Source organism: Cognataquiflexum rubidum, from assembly GCF_022538115.1.
Classification (GTDB): Bacteria; Bacteroidota; Bacteroidia; order Cytophagales; family Cyclobacteriaceae; genus Cognataquiflexum; species Cognataquiflexum rubidum.
The window spans coordinates 61,949-81,657 of the sequence record NZ_JAKZAL010000023.1; the positions used below are offsets into that span (position 1 = coordinate 61,949).

Here is a 19,709-nt window from a genome sequence, read left to right on the forward strand (position 1 = left end):
AACCACAAAGTAACAAAGAAAGCAAAAGCCCTCTCCTTTTCACCTTTTGCAGTTCCTTTGTGGCTCATACTTTTTATTGGGCTTTTATATCGATTGTCGAACCAATAATTGCCTTTTTCAGGAAGCCTTTATCATTTTTTGCTCTTAGCCTACAAAGTTTTACAAAAATGGTTGTGGAACAAAAAAATCAGGATGCTTGAAAAGTATTGGAATTGTTTGGATCAGTTTTGCTTCAATTTAAAAACTTCCAATTCTCCATCGTTTTTGACAAAGAGAATCCATGTTTCATTTTTGACTTTAATGGACCGGATATGTTTGAGATCTCCGCTAATTCCAAGTTTTCCATTTTCCATTACGAAAAAACCACCATTTCCATTTCCTTTCAAAGCCAATCCATGACTCCCTTGATAAGCACCAAAATAGGGAGAAACGGCTGTCATATTTCCCCCCAACAGCAAATCCAATATCCCATCACCATCCAGGTCTTCCATCAAAATTGCCTGTATCGGCGCAAATTGGGCTTCAATGGGCAGGGGTTGGATGGTGAATCCTTTTCCTCCATTATTGAATAAAATCACGGATTCGAATTTTTTTGCTTCGAAAAGTTTGGCTTCCGCTAACTTGAAGTTCTTGAAAATTTCAGCCACTGTTTTACCGGCAAAGTCTGAATGCCTGACAAAGTCTTTTTTGAGCACAGGGATCTGCTTCACCAATTCATCCCTTGTGGCGATGGTATATTCTTTGCCGTCTTTATGGTAAGTCAGGATTTGTTCCAAACTGCCGTTTCCGTCAAAATCCTTGACATACATCCTGACGGGAGCTTCTTCGGAGCTTTTTAGCCGGCTGTTTAATCCAAGATTTCCAAGCACCAAATCAGGAAAACCATCTCCGTTCAAATCCCCAATTTCAACCGTATTCCACCAGCCTGAAGTATTGGCTAACCCAAATTTGTCTGTTTCATTAATCAACCTCCCATCACGGTGCATCAAAATGGTGATGGGCATCCATTCTCCCACGACGACCAAATCCATTTTTCCATCCCGATCCAAGTCTACCCACAAGGCTGATTTGACCATTCCTATAGCGGTTAAGTCAGGGGCAATTTGGGGAGTGATATCTGCATACGTTCCATTTCCGCTGTTCTTAAGGATATAACTTCTAGGAAGCTGTCCATATTTCCCAATGACATTTCTTCCTCCTACAAACAAATCCTCCAAACCGTCGCCATCAAGATCATGTGGAAGCGCAACGGAATATTGGTTGTCCGGATCAATGGGAAGATCAAGGGATGAGTAATATGAACTTTGATTTTGGTGTAAGAGAATTTTATTTGAATGAGGGGGTGAAGGGTTATTTCCTCCATTCAGCAGAAGTAAATCTGCGTTATCCTTTGATTCACTTTGCAAAAAGGCAGCATAGGTATGTTCCGATTCCAGGTCTTTTTCTAGAATCTCTTTTTCTGATGGGAGGAATTTTCCGTTTTTGTTTTGGATAAACAATCGGGACTCCTGACCCTTTGCTCCCCCAATAAAAATGTCTTCCAATCCATCCCCATTGGAATCGCCGATGGCAAATGCAGGCCCTTCTTGGGAAAGTTTGTGCGGCAGCAGCGGCTCTTTATTGAAATCATTGTAATCATCTTCTATGTGCAAAAACTCTAAGCCCGTTTCCTTGGAACTGAGTTTTTGAAGTAATGGAAGGGGTTGTTTTGGATCAGGAATGGGGGCAAGCAAAGCATTTTCCTCTTTTAAAGTAATCAGTTTGTTTACTTCCAAATTCAGCAAAGTTTCTCTTTTTCCCGTAGGCCAAATAACTTTTAGCGAATCGATGCTAGTGGCTTTTCCCAATCCCAAATTGATCTCCGGCGCAACGGAGGATTGAAAACCTCTAGCGGTGAAGTTTTCCTGAATGATTTTTGATCCCTTTATGTAGGCCTCCACCCGTGCCCCGATTCCAAATTTATTGTTTCCTGACCCCTCGAACCTGATTTTAAGAAAAGATGGTTTTTCACTGGTGGGAAGCTGATATAACCTGTTTTCAAATATTTCAGAGGGTTCATTGATATGGTTCACGATCAGATCAAGGTCTCCATCATTGTCCAAGTCAGCATAGACTGCCCCATTGGAAATCGTAGCTTCGGATATTCCCCAAGCCTTACTTACATTTTCAAATGTGAGATTACCGGAATTTTTGAAAAAATAATTGGGGACTTCCCCGGGAGGCATCTGACCTGAAATTTTCAAATCACTGATATCCGGTCTTTGAACCAATCCATCTTTTATTTCCGGATTGGTGATGAAGTTGATATAATCCATGTCATTGGGCCGCCGTGCAATGCCATTGGAGATAAACAAATCCTTCCAACCGTCATTATCAAAATCCGCAAACAAGGGAGACCAACTCCAGTCCGTGGCGTTGACTCCTGCAAGTTGGCCAATTTCGGAAAAAGTGCCGTTGGCATTGTTGAGCTGCAGGCTGTTTCTAGTGGTCTGCCTGCCATATCCGAAGTTGAGTTTAAGTTGGTATATTTCATAGCTGTCTTCACCGGCTGACATTTTTTGGACGATTTCATCCTCCGGCAACATGTCAAGACTCATAATATCAATCCATCCATCATTGTTAAAATCCGCCAAATCGTTGCCCATCGAAAACCTGCTCATATACGTCAGGGCATCTTTGCTTGATTCTTTGAAGGTTCCATTTCCTTGGTTGATATAGAGGTAGTCATTTTCATTGAAATCATTGGATACATAGATGTCAGGCCAACCGTCATTGTTGACATCTGCTATTCCTATTCCCAAACCATATCCAATTTGGCTCGAATAAATTCCGGCTTCGTTGGTCACAGGGGTAAAACTCTTTTCGCCCTTTTCGGCATTGTTTCTGTAAAGTCTGTCTCCTTCAGGACCGCTGTCCATATACCGGAGGGAAGCCCTGCCATAGCTATTCTCGGTATGTACGGCATGGTTGAGGAGGTACATATCCAAGTCACCATCTCTGTCATAATCAAAAAATGCGGCGTGCGTGCTGAATCCCTGAAAATCCAAACCATAAAGATTGGCACTTTCGGTAAAGGTCAAGTCGCCATTGTTGATATATAGCTCATTTTTGCCGGTAATACCTTTCCAATCTCCAAGTCTGCAGACATAGATATCTAAAAGTCCGTCACCATTGATGTCTACCATGCTGATGCCTGTCTTCCACGGACCGGGCGATCCCACTCCGCTTTGCTCTGTGATATCCTCAAAGGCCATATTTCCTTTGTTCAGGAAAAGTTTGTTTGGAAGTTGGTTGGATGAAAAATAGATGTCCAACAGCCCATCGTTGTTGATATCACCGACAGCTACTCCGCCACCATTATAGAAATAGAGGTATTCAATGATATTGAATTCCTCTTTTTCGGTCAGTGTATTTGTAAAATCTATCCCTGTTTTTTTTGGACTTAGACTTTCAAAAAGTGGTTCTGTTGGGTTTACCTCAGTTTTTTGGGAACATGAAATCAGGATGAACAGCGGAAAAAACAAAAACGGCAAATGGGCATATTTCATCTGATGGGTTTTTCACAAATTCAATCCTTTTTCTGTTCAGTTCGTAGGTGCTTGCTCTTGGGATTGGCTTTTTTCAAATTCTTCTTTGAGTCTCTTTTCTACTTTTAAATCAGAGAAAACAGCCTGGACATGCTGTTCGTCTTTGATAAATATGTTGATCCTTCTTTTGCCATCGATTTTATAGTAGACCTTTCCTTGGGTAGGATGGTTGATCAATTTAAAATCATCGCCATAAGTTTCTTTGTATTTTTCCAGTACTTTGGGTAGGAGATTTTCTGCCCAATATTGTCTGTTCCAGGGAGCCCAGGCTATATAAGAATAAGTGACGGGCATCTCGAATATTTTTTCTTCAATGAATGTCGGGAAAAACCGCATGCTGATTTCGCTGTCATACTCATCTACAATTCTATATTCCACATTGGTCGATCCTCCAGGTCCTTGGGTAATCTTCTGTTGTTTGTTCAGTTCAGTGCAACGATCAAAAAAATCCTTTTGGGCCATGCCCAAATGAAATCCTAGGAACAAGCTGTCTGATTTGGATAAATCATCCTTGGAAGAGGAAAGGATAGACGAGTCACAACTCTGAATGATGAAGATAAGAATGAATAATGGAAATAATATGGTTTTAGAACTGCGCATAGGTTAAATGGGTTGTAAGCGGTAAAGGAATATTTTATCCTTTATACAATTTGAATTGAATATGGGTTTAAAATAAAGGAATTTGTTTTTATACTTCAATCCTTTTAGATAAAATGTGGTATAGAAATGATTAAAAAAAAAGCAAGCTGAAAAATCTTCAGCCTGCTTTTTTAATCTGTATCAAACCCTAATTAATTGTATCCTGGATTTTGTTTTAATCTTGGATTTGCAAGAATCTGAGGAGCAGGAACAGGGAACAATTCCAAGAAGCTACCTGGAGTGTGTACTCTCTTCGGTCTGTTCATACCTGCAAAAGGCCACCATGCATCTCCATATTTTTTGAATCGGATTAGGTCCTGTCTTCTGGTCATCTCCACATACATTTCCCTGCCTCTTTCTGCCAAAAGGTTTTCATCGGTAAGGGTGGTAAAAGGAGTAAGATTACCTGCTCTGGCACGGATCTGATTGACCAAAGCCAATGCTTCTGTAGTTTGTCCCAATCTGTATCTGGCTTCTGCCAAAGAAAGGATCACATCAGAAAGTCTGAATACCACAAAGTCATTGCTCATGTTGTCAGTGCCACCTCTTTCAAATTCATATTTCGCGATTCGGGCTCCGGCTTGACGAAGACCTCCCGGAGAGATTTCATTGAGGAAAGGCATGAAAGTCAGTGGCGGGCCATTTGGATCACCGTTTCTTCCTGTTGGATCAGTAGGTTCCACTCCCGGATCAATCAAAGTAGATCCGTCTGCGCGGGTTTGAGGTCCCACTAAGAAATTGCTCAATCTTCCATCTCTTGTCCCGGTGGATTGTGTCAAAGCCAAACCTGTCCATACAGGTCCCTGTACTCCGGGGTTTTTGACAGGATCTACATAAGAATTATAAAATTCTTCTACAGTCTGATAACCATTCCAAGGCTGTTGGGTAAGGTTGAAGGTAGATTGGCTGACGATGTGAAGTGTCATCATCACCCAGTTGAAACCCCTTGCAAATACCTTGTCGTATGGATAGACGAAGATGTTTTCAGTTGATTGGCTGTTGTTGATTGCAAAGTTATCCCTATAGGAAGGCATCAAGCTGTAAGGTCCAGTATTGATGATTTCAGAAGCATCAGCTGCAGCCAAGGCCCATTGTGCAGTACCCGTGTACACTTCTGCATTCAGATAAAGCTTCATTCTGATCATCAAGGCACTCCATTTGGTCATCCTACCATAGGTTGTAGCGTCTTTTGCCACCGGCAATAAAGGAATGGTTTCATTGAGTTCCTTCAAAATGAAATCATAAACTACTTTCCTTGATTGTGTTTCAGGTGCCTCTACGTCTGTGAAATCTGTTACGAGCGGGACATTACCAAATGCATCCATTGCCCAATAGTAATACAAAGCCCTCAATGCCCTTAGTTCCGCGATAAAGGCCGGAGAGTTAGGGTTGTCCAATGCTTCAAATGAAAAGATCAACCTGTTGCAGGTATTGATCCCTCCGAATAGGAAGTTCCATGAGTTTTGGAAGAACGGATTATCAGGTTGGAATTCATGCTGATGCAGTTGCAATAGTACGCCTCCATCAAACCAGTCACCACCTTTATGGGAGACTACAATTTCGTCAGAAGCGATCTCATTGATGGACCAAAGACCGGAGTGATTACCCAATCCCCCTAAGGAAGTGTATGCTTGTCCGAGTGCTGAAATAAATTCTTCATCGGTTTTGAAGAAGTTATCTGCTGTAACTTCACTGAAAACCTCTTCTTCTAAGTCGACGCATGATGAAGCGAAATAACTCATTCCCAGGCCAATCAAGAAGTATCTTATATTGATTAATTTTTTCATGATATCTTATGTTTTAGCTTAGAAACTTAAATTAAGGCCAAGGGTAGTGATCGTAGTAGTGAAATAAGTAGCTCTACGCTCGATACCCGGTGCAAGTGGATCATTGCCTGACTCTGAATCCCCATATCTTACCTCAGGATCAACTCCTGTGTAACCGGTAAACATGAAAGGATTTTGAATAGAGATGAAAGTTCTGATTCTTCCTATTGCTTTGCCAGGCCCCACATTGAAGTTATAACCAAGTGTTGCGTTATCCAAAACCACAAAGTCAGCTTTTTCAACGTGTGTGCTGTTATACTCTGCTTTGCTGATTTTTGGATCGAAATACTTGGTGTTGACTATATTCCAGTTTTGAACAGTAGTACTTTCTGTGTTCTCATAGAAACCCCTGTAGCTGTTGATCAAATAATGGCCGATTGATCCTCTGAAGAAGAAATTCAAGTCCCAATTTTTGTAGTTAAAGGTATTGTTAATACCAAAATTGAAAGTAGGATAGGCTGTTCCCAATTGGGTTCTGTCATCGTTACAGTTACAATAAACAGGGTTTCCGTTTGCATCTTTGGCAGTACCATTGATTACTTGCATTATCGGAGCACCGGTTTCACTGACACCTTGCTGGATTGGTCCCCAAATCTGCCCGAGAGGTCCATTTTCCTGGATTCGGATCAGTTGAGTCAGGTTTTGACCGGGAGATCCGAAGTTAGATCGGTAGTTTACCTCTCCAAAACTTAGATTTCCGGCAGACAGGCTCCTAAGATCTGTTTTTAAAGTAGAGAAATTAACTCCTGTAGTCCATCTGAAATTTGATTTTTGGATTGCCCGATAATTTAACATTACCTCAAGCCCTGAATTCTGCAATTCTCCAATGTTCAATTGGGTGGTTGAGAAAAGATTTGGTGGTACAGGAACGTTGATCGGTAAGATCATGCCTGTAGTAACCCTTGAGTAGAAATCAATTGTACCATCCAATTTGTTGTTGAGAATTACAAAATCCAAACCTACGTTGTATTCGTCTTTTGTTTCCCATGCTAGATCTGGGTTCGCATTGGATACAGGTCCATAAGAGGGAACGAATTGATTGTTATAAAAGAAGTTGCCCTGACGACCAAATCTCAACAATGACAGATAGGATTGACCGGGTTGTGTACCTGTTCTTCCATAACTTGCTCTGAATTTCATGGCACTGACGCCTGTCATGTCGATCAGGTTGGCGATGTTTACACCTGCACTGATCGCAGGAAACAAACCCCATTTGTTGTTTTCTCCGAATCTTGATGAACCCTCATATCGTGCACTAACTGACAAAAGGTAAGTGTCTTCAAAATTGAAGTTGGCACGTCCAAAGAACGCCACCAACCTGTTGGAATTGGCATAACTTGAAACTGTTGCCAAACCATTGGCAATGTCAAGCGCTGCACCGATGTTATTGTAAGTAAATGCGTCAGTCAGGAAATTCCCAGCTTGGGTGTAGTTACCTTGATTGAAAAACTCCTGGAAAGAATAACCTGCCAAGAAAGCCATTCCGACTCTACCTGCTGTAGCATCATAATTTAAAGTAGTCTCAAAAAGGTCATTAAGTCTTTCTCTGTTTTCGATGGTGGCGAGACCATTTCTACCAAATCCTCCACCAAATTTTGCGGTCTTTGGTGAGTAAGATCCTCTCCAATCAGTTTCTCTCTGACTTGCATAGAAAACCGCACCTCTAAACTTGCTGGTGAAATTATATTCTCCATGGATACTTGCTAGAAGCCTACTGTCGCGACCGTCTGCAATGTTTTGTTCAGCAATGGATACTGGGTTGAACCAATCAAATATATCCCTCTCATAATAGCCACCGAAATTTGGGCTCTGTGGATTTGGATCGCGAACTGGAACAGTTGGGTTACTTATGATCGCATATCTGAAAGAGTTTTCGTTACCAAATTGTCTATCAATAGATGTATTGGAAAGGTTTACAGTAAAGATTGCTTTGTCTTTTAAGGCTTTTTGGGTGAGGTTGATCCTGGCATTCAATTGGTCAAAACCTGAATTGATACCCACACCATTTACATTTCGTGAGTTGATCGAAATCCTATAGTTTGTACTTGCACTACCTCCACCAAGTGAAAGGTTATTGATAAAGCTCAGTCCTGTATTTGTTACCTCATCCATCCAGTCTGTGTTTCCTCCAATATCTCTTGAATTGGGAACCTGTCTGTACTCATCAGCATTCATGACACTGATAGTTCTTGCAACATTTTCTACCGCTGCACTAGTGTTGAATTCTACAACTGTTCTACCGGTTTTTCCTGTTTTAGTGGTGACCAGGATAACTCCGGCGGAACCCCTCGTACCATAGATTGCAGCTGCGGATCCGTCTTTCAGTACATCCATGGATTCAATATCATTGGGATCCACTGTGCTCAAAGAACCTCCGATCACACCATCAATAACAACAAGTGGTTCGGCATTTTCCCCGAAGGATGAAATACCTCTCAGACGCATATTGAAGCCTGCGTTAGGGTTACCTCCCGGTCTGGCAATGTTTAGACCTGCCACTTTACCCTGAAGCAATTGGCGAGGGTCATTGACAGTACCCTGGTTGAAATCCTCAGCCTTGACGCTTGTCACTGCACTTGTTATTTCTTTCCTTTCCTGGGTACCGTAGCCTACGACGATCACCTCATTGAGGGCCTGTATCGATACGGCCATTTCCACATTGATGACAGACCTGTTAGCGACTGGCTGCTCTATGGATTCGTATCCGATAAATGAGAAGACAAGGATTTCTGATGCGGAGGCCGCAATCGAAAAATTCCCGTCCAAATCTGAAATGGCACCTCTAGTGGTGCCCTTCACCAAAACACTGACTCCCGGGATTCCTTCTTTGGAATCAGCGTCTGTTACTTTTCCTGTAATTTGGCTCTGCTGTGCAAAGCTGAGATTGGGTATGCTCAGGCACAAAAGGCAAAAAAACAGGAAATTTAAATTCCATTGTTTTTTCATGGGTTAAAAGGGTTTTAATTGGAAATTTTGACTTTTTTTGAACCTAACCTATTCACGTGATTCCTTTATAAATAGGGACAGGGTACAAAACAGTATTAATTTGATGTTAAAAAATATTAAAAACAACCATTTGCAATAATAGATTGCCTGATGGCAAATTTAATACCACATACATTTCTTAACTAAGGGCAAAGCAAAATTTTATTTTGTTGAATAAATGAAAAATATATGAATAATTTTGGACAATAAATTAATAAAATATAATAAATTTTTTAAAAATATAATTTAAACATAAAATATTATTAAATTATCATTTAAATGTCTAATTGACATTTTATTTTATTTTCTCACCATGATTTTTTTTCTGAAAACAGTGAAAAAACCAAGTTGATTTTCCTCCTAGCTTTGCCAGTTTTACCTCATCACAGTTTTCAATTTGAAATGAATAAGTGAATAATTTTACTTTTCTTGTGAAGGAATAAATTCAATTGGGTAAATATAAATTATGGGATTGTTTTCAGCCATTTTAGGCAACGCAGGCCATGCGAACAAAGAGGACCTTATCAAAGATTTTGGGAGACTTATGATCGACGGCGAGGATATTGAAATGGGTTTCAAACTGATAAGAGATGTCTTTATTTTTACCAACAAGCGCCTGATCTTGGTAGAAAAACAAGGGGTGACAGGCAGCAAGGTAGAATACAAGTCTATTTCTTATAGAAGCATCTCCAGATTCAGTGTGGAGACCACGGGTACATTTGATTTGGATGCGGAGTTGAAAATCTGGGTTTCCAGTGAACAGGAACCAAGCATCAAAAAACAATTTTCCAAATCCGTGAATGTCTATGATGTGCAAAAGGTTTTGGCGACCTATGTTCTGAAATGAGCAAGGCAAGGTTTTTGAAGCAAATCCTATTTTGCCCAGGCTTTTTTCAAAAATTCCAACCAATTGCCGGACATGACTTTTTCGGTGTCCTGAGCAGAATATCCTCTTTTTGAGAGTAAGCCGAATAAGGTTTGTAAGTCAGCAATAGTTTCTAAGTCATAGGGACATTGTTCTTTGCCAAATGCCCCATCCAAGTCAGATCCTATCCCGATATGATTTGCATTGCCGGCAAGCTGGCAGATGTGGTCCATGTGGTCAATCATTTTTTCCAGATTGCAGCCCATTTCTTTTGGATTGGATTTTCCCCTGACCCAATTTGGTACCATCATCCAGGCATCCAAGGCGCCGCCGATGACTGCACCTCTTTCTATCAAGACCTTGATCTGTTCATCGGAAAATTGTCTGTTATGATTTACTAATGCGCGGCAATTGTTATGACTTGCCCAAACGTGTCCATTGAAATGGTCCAATGCCTCCCAAAAACTGTCATCACAAAGGTGTGTGGCATCGAGAATAATATTCAACCGCTCCATTTCTTTGAGCAGTTCCCTGCCGTTTTTTTCTAATCCACCGTTAGCATCCGTGCCATTTGCGTATCTGCCCGGGCCGTAATGTGCCGGACCCAAAGCCCGAAGGCCCGATTCATATGCTTTTTCCAGATAATTGACTTTTACGATGGAATCAGCACCTTCCAAAGAAAGAATGTAACCGATGGGTTTGGTACTCCAGGGAAGCTCGTGGAGCCATAGCTGCATGTGCTTCTCGAGACTTTCAAGGTCTGTGATTTGGGTCATTTCTCCCGCATCCTCCATGGCTTTGTACCATGCCAACTGCCCTTGGGTCTGTGCCCAAGCCTGTTCGGGAGAGTGCCAACCCGGCAAAGGATTGTCTTTTGCCACGTACCTTGCAATCTGAGTAGCCACGACCAACCCGATATTTCCCTTTCGGAGTTCAGGAAGTGAAACCACTGCGTTTCCCCGATCGGGTTTATCTTTCAAACCTTTCTCCCGTGAATTGATCTCCGATAAAGATTTTGTCAGGTCCCTGTTCCATTCCAGGGCATTCATACTCAGATCGAGGTGGGCGTCTATGGTGAACATTTTTTTTAATTAAATTGAAATACAATGGAAATACAGTAGAAATAAGGTAGAAATATTATTGAAATACAATGGAAATAAGGTGGAAATATTATTGAAATAAGGTAGAAAAATTATTGAAATACAGTAGAAATATGATAGAAATAAATTGAAATAGGTTTGGGTCTTGAGGTTTGATTATTACAAAATCATTTTTTCGAATCTAAAGTAGTATTGAATTTCAATGAGCCAAAAACTTCAAATAGCGTTTGAATATGGACCTATATCCATTTATATCAACCTTATATCGCGAAGCCTATATCAACTTTATATCAATTTATATCCTTAAAATTACTCCAATTCAAAAAGTGCCTCAATCTCCACAGGAATATTATCCGGCAAAGAACCAAATCCTACTGCACTTCTTACTCCGATTCCATTTTCTGTTCCCCACACAGATGCAAACAATTCGCTGCAGCCGTTGATGACATAAGGATGTCTTTCAAATTCAGGGGTACAGTTGACCATTCCCAATACTTTGATGACGCGTTTGACTTTATTGAGTGAACCGATATTGGCTTTGATGGTGGCCAACATGGCAAGTCCGACTTGTCTTGCAGCCAATTTCCCCGCATCCATGTCCATGTCTTTGCCTACACGGCCGATGATAAGGGTTCCGTCTTCTTGGACTGTTCCGTGTCCGGAGAGATAAAGGTATTTTCCATCAATCAAGCACGGTTTATAAACGCCAAGTGGCTTTGGTGGGGGAGGCAATGTCAGGCCGAGGGCCTCAAAATTTTCTTCAGCAGTTTTCATGAAATTAGATTTGAGATTTGAGACAGGAGATTTGAGATTCGATTGAAGTATGATAGAAATAAGGTGGAAATATTATTGAAATAAAGTTGAAATAAGGTAGAAATAAGGTAGAAATAAGGTAGAAATAAATTGAAATAGGTTAAGTCTTTAGGCTAGAACCAAATCCAACATTTATTGAAATCATAAGTGGAAATACTATAGAAATAAAGTTGAAATAAGGTAGAAATAAATTGAAATAGGATTGGGCCTTGACGTTTGATTACGATCAATCTTTTTTTCGAATCTAAAGTTTTATGAACTGAAATTTTTATAAGCCAAAATCTTCAAATAGCATTTGATTCAGGACCTATATCAACTTTTTATCAACCCTATATCGCGTAGCATATTTCCACTTTATATCAGTTAAATATCGCGAAGCCAATATCCATGAATATCAATTTTATATCCATTTATATCAACCATATATCGCGAAGCATATATCAATTAAATATCGCGAAGCCAATATCCATAAATATCATTTTTGAATGCATATATCAAATAAACATATCTAAGATCAAAACCCCTCCCAATCCAACTACCGCCACGATTGTTTCCATCAGTGACCAGGATTTGATGGTGTCTTTGACGCTGACATTAAAATATTCTTTGTACAGCCAAAATCCTGCATCATTAAAATGAGAGAACATCAAACTTCCTGCGCCGATTGCCAATACCAATAAATTTGGATCTACATTTCCGCCACTGACCATGGGCGCTATGATGCCTGCGGTAGTCAGTCCTGCGACTGTCGCCGAACCCACGCAAACCCGGATGATGGCAGTGATCGACCATGCCAAAATCAGCGGATGGACATCCCATCCCTGAAGTGAATCCGCAATAGTCTGACTGACCCCAGAGTCCATCAATACCTGCTTCAATGCACCTGCCCCTGCAATGATCAACAAAATCATCGCAACATCCTTGGCTGCCACCACATAGATATCCATCAACTGAGGGATTTTAAATTTCATTTTTACACCCAAAGTGAATGTTGCAATCAACAAGGAGAGTAACATGACCATTCCCGGATCGCCTACAAATTTGAAATACGGGAATAGGACGTGGTCAGGTGACATCTGTAGGCTGACTATCGTAGTGCCTACCAATAGGAAAACAGGGAAAAGCGCTGAAAAGAAACTGTTGAAGGTGCCCGGCAAATCCGCTTCTTCTCTTTGTTTGGCCTGAAAGGTTTGTAAAGGTTTTGAATCAATACCCTTCAAAAACTTAGCGAAGAGAGGGCCGGCGATGATAATCGTTGGAATAACCACGATCAGCCCATAAGCCAAAGTCAGCCCCATATTGGCTCCAAACTGAGCAACCAACGCTGCAGGCGATGGATGAGGAGGCAAAAATCCGTGGGTAACTGAAAGCGCTGCCAGCATCGGAATGCCAACATAGACCGCGGGGAGTTTGTACCTATAGGAAACTGAAAAGACCAAAGGAACGAGCAAAACAAAACCGACATTGTAGAATAAAGGAATTCCAACCACCAAGCCTGTGACCATCATGGCCCAAGTCACGTTTTTTACCCCAAAGATAGACATCAGCGTATCGGCGATTCTTTGGGCCGCACCGCTTTCAGCTACCAATTTGCCCAACATGGCACCCATCACGATGACGATGACCAAGTCTCCGAGCAATCCGCCAATTCCTTTTTGAATTGATCCTGCGATTTGTTCAGGTGGAATTCCCAATAAGAAACCTGCCAGAATAGAAGAAATCAAAAAAGCCAAAAACGGATTCAGCTTCAGCCAAGTGATCAATAGGATCAGAACCAAGATGCTGACGAAAACAAATAAAATGGTCATAGGTTGCGGTTGGGTTTGACCAACAAGTTAAAAAATTAATCGAAATAGGCGCTTTTGAAGGACTTCATAATTTTACAGAAGGCAAATATTCAGGATTTATTTCTTCAGGAGCTTCAATACATATTTCTTATCGTTAGTCATCAGCTCGATGAGGTACATTCCGGGACTGAGTTTTTCAAGCAATTCTTCCTTCATAGCTTCGGAAAAATTATCAAAATAGAGTGAGTGGCCTTTTAAATCAGAGACTCCAATTTGCACCTCGTCTTGGTTGGTTCCTTCCGGAAACCTGAAATGGATTTGGCCATATTCATAGGGATTTGGCCAGACCATTACCTTTTGGGAATGGTTCTCTGGATTCCCTTCGGTTCTAAATACTTTGCTGAAAGAGCTTTTTCCATCAAAATCCCTCTGTTCGATTTGAAAGTAAGTTTGGGCATTGCTCATTTTTTCGAAATATGAAAACCGGTATTCCTGGATTTGATCACTGTCTCCTTTGGAGTCAACCTCTCCTATGATTTCAAAATTGTCAATGCCATCCATTGAGCGATGGACGATAAACCGTTCGTTATTTGACTCCTTGGCGGTGGTCCAATAAACGTCAATGTTTTGTCTGTTCCATTTTGCCGATACCTCAAGCCAGGTTACAGGCAAAACTGAAAGTACCCGAAAACTACCGACAGTAAATGGATTTCCGTTGATTTGGCCATAATCCAATTCCCTTCTTGCCCAAAGCAATGTCGGATCCAATCCGGGCAAATGATTCCCACTAGATGCGTTTCCATTTCCTGTGATTCTCAGGTCGTCCACATCATCCACCACGAGATTTTCAGCCGAAATTCTCATTTCAATAGGACTTGTGCTGGGGCTCATTCCCGAAAATTCAAAATAGCTGTTCAGTTGATAGAGAATCGGGGTTCCATCCAAATCATCATACATCGGGTCATCATTGCTCCCGGGAATTTCTATAAAGCGGACGGAAATATTTCCACCCGGAGAATTGCCCAAAAGCTGCACTTTTCTGATTCCACCTTGATACAGGTCTTCGAAAGGGAAAGTGGCATTGGCTGCGTTCAGCGTTGCCGGGATTTGGTTATAAAATAATTGATTCAGGTTTAGCCATTTTCCACCTTCATAAGTCAAAGTTCCGCCTCCCACAGTATTCACGTACAAGTCAAAGCCCGTGAAATCTACTTGCCCGTTTTTCATGATGAAGTTGGTTTTGGCTCTAACATCTGAGTAGAAAAGCAGACTGCCGGAGGGTTTATTGATTTCCAATTGCTGTAAATCCAAATCAAAACCGACGACTTGTTGAATTCCTGTTCCTTGAAATCTCAGGAAAGTGGGTGCTTCTACTATATTTCCGCCTGTAAGCCTTGCAAAGTCCCCGTTCAAAAAGAGAGAATCAGTCAATAGCTTGTTGGAGGCATTTTCAAACAGGATGTTGTTGTAGGTTTTGGGATTTCCTGAAGTTGCAAAAGTAGTCCTGACCAAAAGTTGGTTTCCTGAATTGGAACGGTAATACACATTTCCCTCAAAGCGGAATTCGGCAACATCCATGGTAGGATCGTTTCCAAAAAGCACCAAGTTTGCTCCGGGTTTTACCTGAAACAAGCCCGCAGTGATGGATGCAGATCTTCTGATGATTTGATCCAATGGAGCAGAACAGTTGGAAATGAAGGTTGCACCGGGTTCTATTACAAAGTCACCATAAGGCCCCGTTCCATTGAATGCAATTTGGTTATTAAATGAAAAAGTAGAACAGGCAGGAATACCCATTGTATTGACTGTCTGGACAACAGTCCCGCTTTGGACTATAAATGCATTGGCCTTGAAACCGGAATTCACAGTCAAAGTTTCTCCGGGATTTGGATTGAAAACCACCACATACCTGCTGTTTGAATTTTGGGCACTCCAAGATGCCCGATCCACAACTGTTCTGGAGGTACCTTTGAAGACTATTTTGCCTGTTTCCGGATAAATCCAATCAGTCAATAAACTTGACCCATTATTTAAAATAAAATCAGACCCTGATTTTTCCATCGCCCTCAATGCGCCATAAACCTGCAATTCAAAAGTCTGCAGGTTCAGTTTTCGACCAGGCGTGGCTGCGCTGTACAGATAAACGTTTTTTGCTTCTTCATTGCCTATCAGCCTGATTTCATGCCCCTGCTCGATGAATATGTTGTTGTTGAGATTGGGTTTTGAAGATGAAGAAATCCATGTTCCCCCATTCCAAATCTGCCAAACTGCAGGATTGTTGTAATTTCCGGAAGCTATACTTTTGTAATCATTGATTTCGTGGATGATTTGCCCCTGTGCGAGGATAGGATTTACAAATATGAAAAAACAGATTACAAGATTATTCCCATAAATTCGTGGAGAATTTAAAAAGGCAAAGACGGAAAAACGTTTGCAAAAAGCCATATTTGAAAAAGTTTTGACCTATCCATGAAATTTAGTTTTATGCCTGCTCAATTGAAAAAATTCTTGCTTACTTATTCGTTTATTTATTCGACTATTTTTTTTGCCTCGGCACAGGATTACCAAATCAGCCTTTTGACTTGTGATCCGGGGGACCAGCTTTACTCTGCTTTTGGGCACAGTGCGATCCGGGTTTTGGAGAGACAAACCGGTCAGGATCTGGTGTTCAACTATGGGACTTTTGATTTTAATACACCTTATTTTTATGTCAAATTCACCCAAAGGACTTTGGATTATATGCTGAGCGTGTCGACATATGAGCGGTTTATTGCAGAATATAATTACCACCAAAGAGATGTCAGGGAGCAGGTTTTGGACCTCAGCCCCGAACAGATCGAAAGACTCGTCGATTTTCTCCAGATCAATTATCGGCCGCAAAACAGGTTTTATCGCTACGATTTTTTCTATGACAATTGTGCCACGAGGATTAGAGATGTAATGGACAGGGTTTTGGGAAAACAACTCGACTGGAATGAGGAACAAAACCCCGAACGCAAAACCTTCCGAAACCTGATCGATGAATATGTGTATCCTTTGCCTTGGGCGGATTTTGGGATTGACTTGGCCTTGGGGTCAGTGATCGATGTAAATGCTTCTGAAAGGGAAAAACAGTTCCTGCCGGATTATATGGAAGCGGCTTTTGGGAAAGCCTTGATTGTCGGTGACGGTCCAACAAGGTCTTTGGTCAAAGAAAACAAAGTGATCTTAGAGTTTCCCGAAAGGCAATCCCAAATGGACTTGTTCAACCCATATATCCTATGGTGGGTTTTTGCAATTCTTGTGATGGCTTTGACCTATTTTGGCTTCAAAAAGAAGAGGCTTTTCATCGGATTTGATATTGGTTTCTTTACTGTTTTAGGTTTATTGGGATTGCTGATTACCATGCTTTGGTTCTTCACTTTCCATTCCCAGACCAAATACAACTGGAATATCCTTTGGGCTTTTCCGGGACATTTGATTTTGGCCATCATGCTTTTGAGAAAATCCATTCCGGCATGGGTGAAGAAATACCTGCTTTTTGCACTGATTTCAGCAAATATCGGGTTGGTGTTTTGGATCTTTGGATGGCAGTCATTTCATCCGAGCATTGTGCCTTTGCTTTTGGTTCTGATTCTCCGGACCAATTTCTTGTATTATAATCTGGAAAAATTCAGGCTGAATCCGAAAGGATAAAATTTCAGTAATCAAAACTATTTGCTACCTGAAACTTGTTATCCCCTTTCAATTGAGATCACATGGAATTCAAATTAGTTTCGGAGTACAAACCAACCGGCGACCAGCCACAGGCGATCAAGTTGCTGACCGAAGGCGTCAATGCCGGTGAACAATCTCAGGTTTTGCTAGGGGTGACCGGTTCCGGGAAGACTTTTACCGTGGCCAATGTCATTCAGCATGTTCAGAAACCAACTTTGGTGTTGAGCCATAATAAGACTTTGGCGGCCCAACTGTATGGTGAATTCAAGCAGTTTTTTCCCGAGAATGCAGTAGAATATTTTATTTCCTACTATGATTACTACCAGCCTGAGGCTTTTATCCCTACAAGCGGAACTTATATAGAAAAGGACCTTTCGATCAATGAAGAGATCGAAAAACTGAGGCTGAGTTCTACCTCGGCATTGTTGTCCGGTAGAAGGGATGTCATCGTAGTGGCGTCGGTTTCCTGTATCTACGGTATCGGAAACCCGGAAGAATTTGGAAAAAACGTCATCCGACTTCAGGAAGGCGATCGAATTCCAAGAAACCAGTTGCTCTTCAAATTGGTGGACATCCTTTACAGCCGAGTCAATCAGGACCTCAGCCATGGTAACTTCAGGGTGAAAGGTGACACAGTGGATATTTTTGTAGCCTATGCGGATTTTGCTTACAGGATTTTCTTTTGGGGAGATGAGATCGAAGCCATCCAAAGAATTGATCCCGCCACCGGAAAGAAATTATCTGATGAAAAAATCATTTCCATATTTCCGGCCAATCTTTTTGTCACAGGAAGAGATGTGATCGACACTGCCATCCACGAAATTCAGGACGACATGATGGCCCAAGTAGCGTTTTTTGAGCGTGATATGAAGCTTATTGAAGCCAAGAGGCTCAAAGAAAGGACAGAATTTGATCTGGAAATGATCCGTGAATTGGGTTATTGCTCAGGAGTGGAGAATTACTCCAGGTACTTTGACCGGAGAAAACCGGGGACAAGGCCCTTTTGCCTCCTTGATTATTTCCCTGATGATTTCTTGTTGGTAGTGGATGAAAGCCACGTCACTTTGCCTCAGGTCAGGGGAATGTGGGGCGGAGACCGTTCCAGGAAAGTCAATCTCGTGGAATATGGTTTCCGTTTGCCTTCTGCGTTGGACAACAGGCCTTTGAATTTTGATGAATTTGAAAGCCTCATCAACCAAGCTATATATGTCAGTGCCACTCCGGCGGATTATGAGTTGAACAAAACAGAAGGTATCGTGGTCGAGCAGATCATCCGTCCCACAGGTTTGTTGGATCCGATCATTGAAGTGAAGCCAAGTGCCAATCAGATCGATGATTTGTTGGAGGAAATAGATGAACGGATCAAAGCCGGCGACCGGGTTTTGGTGACGACTTTGACCAAACGAATGGCTGAAGAACTGCAAAAATTCCTGGAAAGAGCTGGTGTAAACAGCCGCTATATCCACTCTGAAGTAAAACCTTTGGACCGAGTGGAAATATTGAGGGAACTCCGGCTTGGTGTTTTTGATGTGTTGGTCGGAGTGAATCTCCTGAGAGAAGGATTGGATTTGCCTGAGGTGTCTTTGGTTGCGATTTTGGATGCGGACAAAGAGGGTTTTCTTAGGAATGAAAGGAGTTTGGTCCAGACTATCGGAAGGGCGGCAAGGAATGAAAACGGGAAAGTGATCATGTATGCGGACAAGGTGACTGCCTCCATGCAGCTTGCCATCGATGAAACCAAGAGAAGAAGAAGCCTTCAGATTGCTTATAACCTAGAGCATGGAATTATCCCAACGACTATCAAGAAGTCCAAAGAAAAAATCATGGGTCAAACCACAGTTGCGGACAACAAGCGAAACGCCAAACTGTACGAGGATTCCATCGATTCACCATCATTGATTGCAGCCGATCCGCTGGTTCAATATCTCAGCAAGGACAAACTGGAAAAGCTCATCATTCAAACCCAAAAGCAAATGGAAAAGGCAGCCAAAGAACTCAACTTTATGGAAGCTGCCCGGTTGAGAGACGAATGGCAGGGTATGAAAAACAGGTTAGAGGATTTGAAAAGAGGTGTCTAAGGGAGAAGCGAGCCCTTCGACCATGCTCAGGAACCGAGCCCTTCGACCCTGCCTAGGGACCAAAAGACCGTTTTTAGAACCAAGTACGATGTACTAAGTACCAAGATCGGGGTATCCCTATAACTTGACAACCATACAACGCGCAGCAGACAACAATTACAACAATTACAACTACTACAACCAAAGATTATGATTTAGATGCAGTAGGAAGGGATGAGCTTTAGGTCACTCGACAACGCGAAGCAGACAACCTGATAGCCTGTATGTTTAAATTAAGTAAAGCCAAGAGGTTAATGTAACTTTAAGTATCAAATAAATCTTACACTAAACCTC

Annotated in this window: 11 protein-coding genes; 3 read left to right on the plus strand and 8 right to left on the minus strand. The window is 41.6% G+C overall.

Features of this window, described 5'->3' with window-relative positions; genetic code table 11:
- Window positions 1–221: 221 nt before the first annotated feature.
- From MMU05_RS19535 to MMU05_RS19550, 4 genes are all read right to left on the minus strand, one after another.
- On the minus strand, window positions 222–3,548 hold the full coding sequence (locus MMU05_RS19535; protein WP_241143348.1) for a VCBS repeat-containing protein: 3,327 nt from the start codon (window positions 3,546–3,548) through the stop codon (window positions 222–224).
- Window positions 3,549–3,584: 36 nt separating this feature from the next.
- Complete coding sequence (locus tag MMU05_RS19540) at window positions 3,585–4,187, minus strand: hypothetical protein (RefSeq protein WP_241143349.1); 603 nt, start codon at window positions 4,185–4,187, stop codon at window positions 3,585–3,587.
- A gap of 191 nt (window positions 4,188–4,378) precedes the next feature.
- Window positions 4,379–6,013 carry a RagB/SusD family nutrient uptake outer membrane protein gene (locus MMU05_RS19545; RefSeq protein ID WP_241143350.1) on the minus strand — a complete coding sequence of 545 codons (1,635 nt, stop codon included), beginning with the start codon at window positions 6,011–6,013 and terminating at the stop codon, window positions 4,379–4,381.
- Window positions 6,014–6,031: 18 nt separating this feature from the next.
- On the minus strand, window positions 6,032–8,998 hold the full coding sequence (locus MMU05_RS19550) for a SusC/RagA family TonB-linked outer membrane protein (protein ID WP_241143351.1): 2,967 nt from the start codon (window positions 8,996–8,998) through the stop codon (window positions 6,032–6,034).
- A gap of 505 nt (window positions 8,999–9,503) precedes the next feature.
- On the opposite strand from MMU05_RS19550, the gene MMU05_RS19555 reads away from it, so the two are divergent.
- On the plus strand, window positions 9,504–9,884 hold the full coding sequence (locus tag MMU05_RS19555; RefSeq protein ID WP_241143352.1) for a PH domain-containing protein: 381 nt from the start codon (window positions 9,504–9,506) through the stop codon (window positions 9,882–9,884).
- 26 nt (window positions 9,885–9,910) lie between these two features.
- On the opposite strand, the gene MMU05_RS19560 is transcribed toward MMU05_RS19555, so the two are convergent.
- From MMU05_RS19560 to MMU05_RS19575, 4 genes are all read right to left on the minus strand, one after another.
- Complete coding sequence (locus MMU05_RS19560) at window positions 9,911–10,984, minus strand: dipeptidase (RefSeq protein ID WP_241143353.1); 1,074 nt, start codon at window positions 10,982–10,984, stop codon at window positions 9,911–9,913.
- 327 nt (window positions 10,985–11,311) lie between these two features.
- Window positions 11,312–11,776: a RidA family protein gene (locus MMU05_RS19565; protein WP_241143354.1), complete on the minus strand. Its 465-nt coding sequence runs from the start codon at window positions 11,774–11,776 to the stop codon at window positions 11,312–11,314.
- Between the two features lie 533 nt (window positions 11,777–12,309).
- On the minus strand, window positions 12,310–13,623 hold the full coding sequence (locus tag MMU05_RS19570) for a gluconate:H+ symporter (protein WP_241143355.1): 1,314 nt from the start codon (window positions 13,621–13,623) through the stop codon (window positions 12,310–12,312).
- 96 nt (window positions 13,624–13,719) lie between these two features.
- Window positions 13,720–16,047 (minus strand): T9SS type A sorting domain-containing protein, encoded by a 2,328-nt coding sequence (locus MMU05_RS19575; protein WP_241143356.1) that lies wholly within the window; start codon window positions 16,045–16,047, stop codon window positions 13,720–13,722.
- A gap of 39 nt (window positions 16,048–16,086) precedes the next feature.
- On the opposite strand from MMU05_RS19575, the gene MMU05_RS19580 reads away from it, so the two are divergent.
- The gene (locus tag MMU05_RS19580) at window positions 16,087–17,277 is read left to right on the plus strand and encodes an Lnb N-terminal periplasmic domain-containing protein (RefSeq protein WP_241143358.1); all 1,191 of its coding nucleotides are present in this window, start codon (window positions 16,087–16,089) and stop codon (window positions 17,275–17,277) included.
- A 62-nt stretch (window positions 17,278–17,339) separates the two neighbouring features.
- Entirely contained in the window at window positions 17,340–19,376 is a 2,037-nt protein-coding gene (gene uvrB, locus MMU05_RS19585; protein WP_241143357.1) for an excinuclease ABC subunit UvrB, read from the plus strand.
- Window positions 19,377–19,709: the final 333 nt, after the last annotated feature.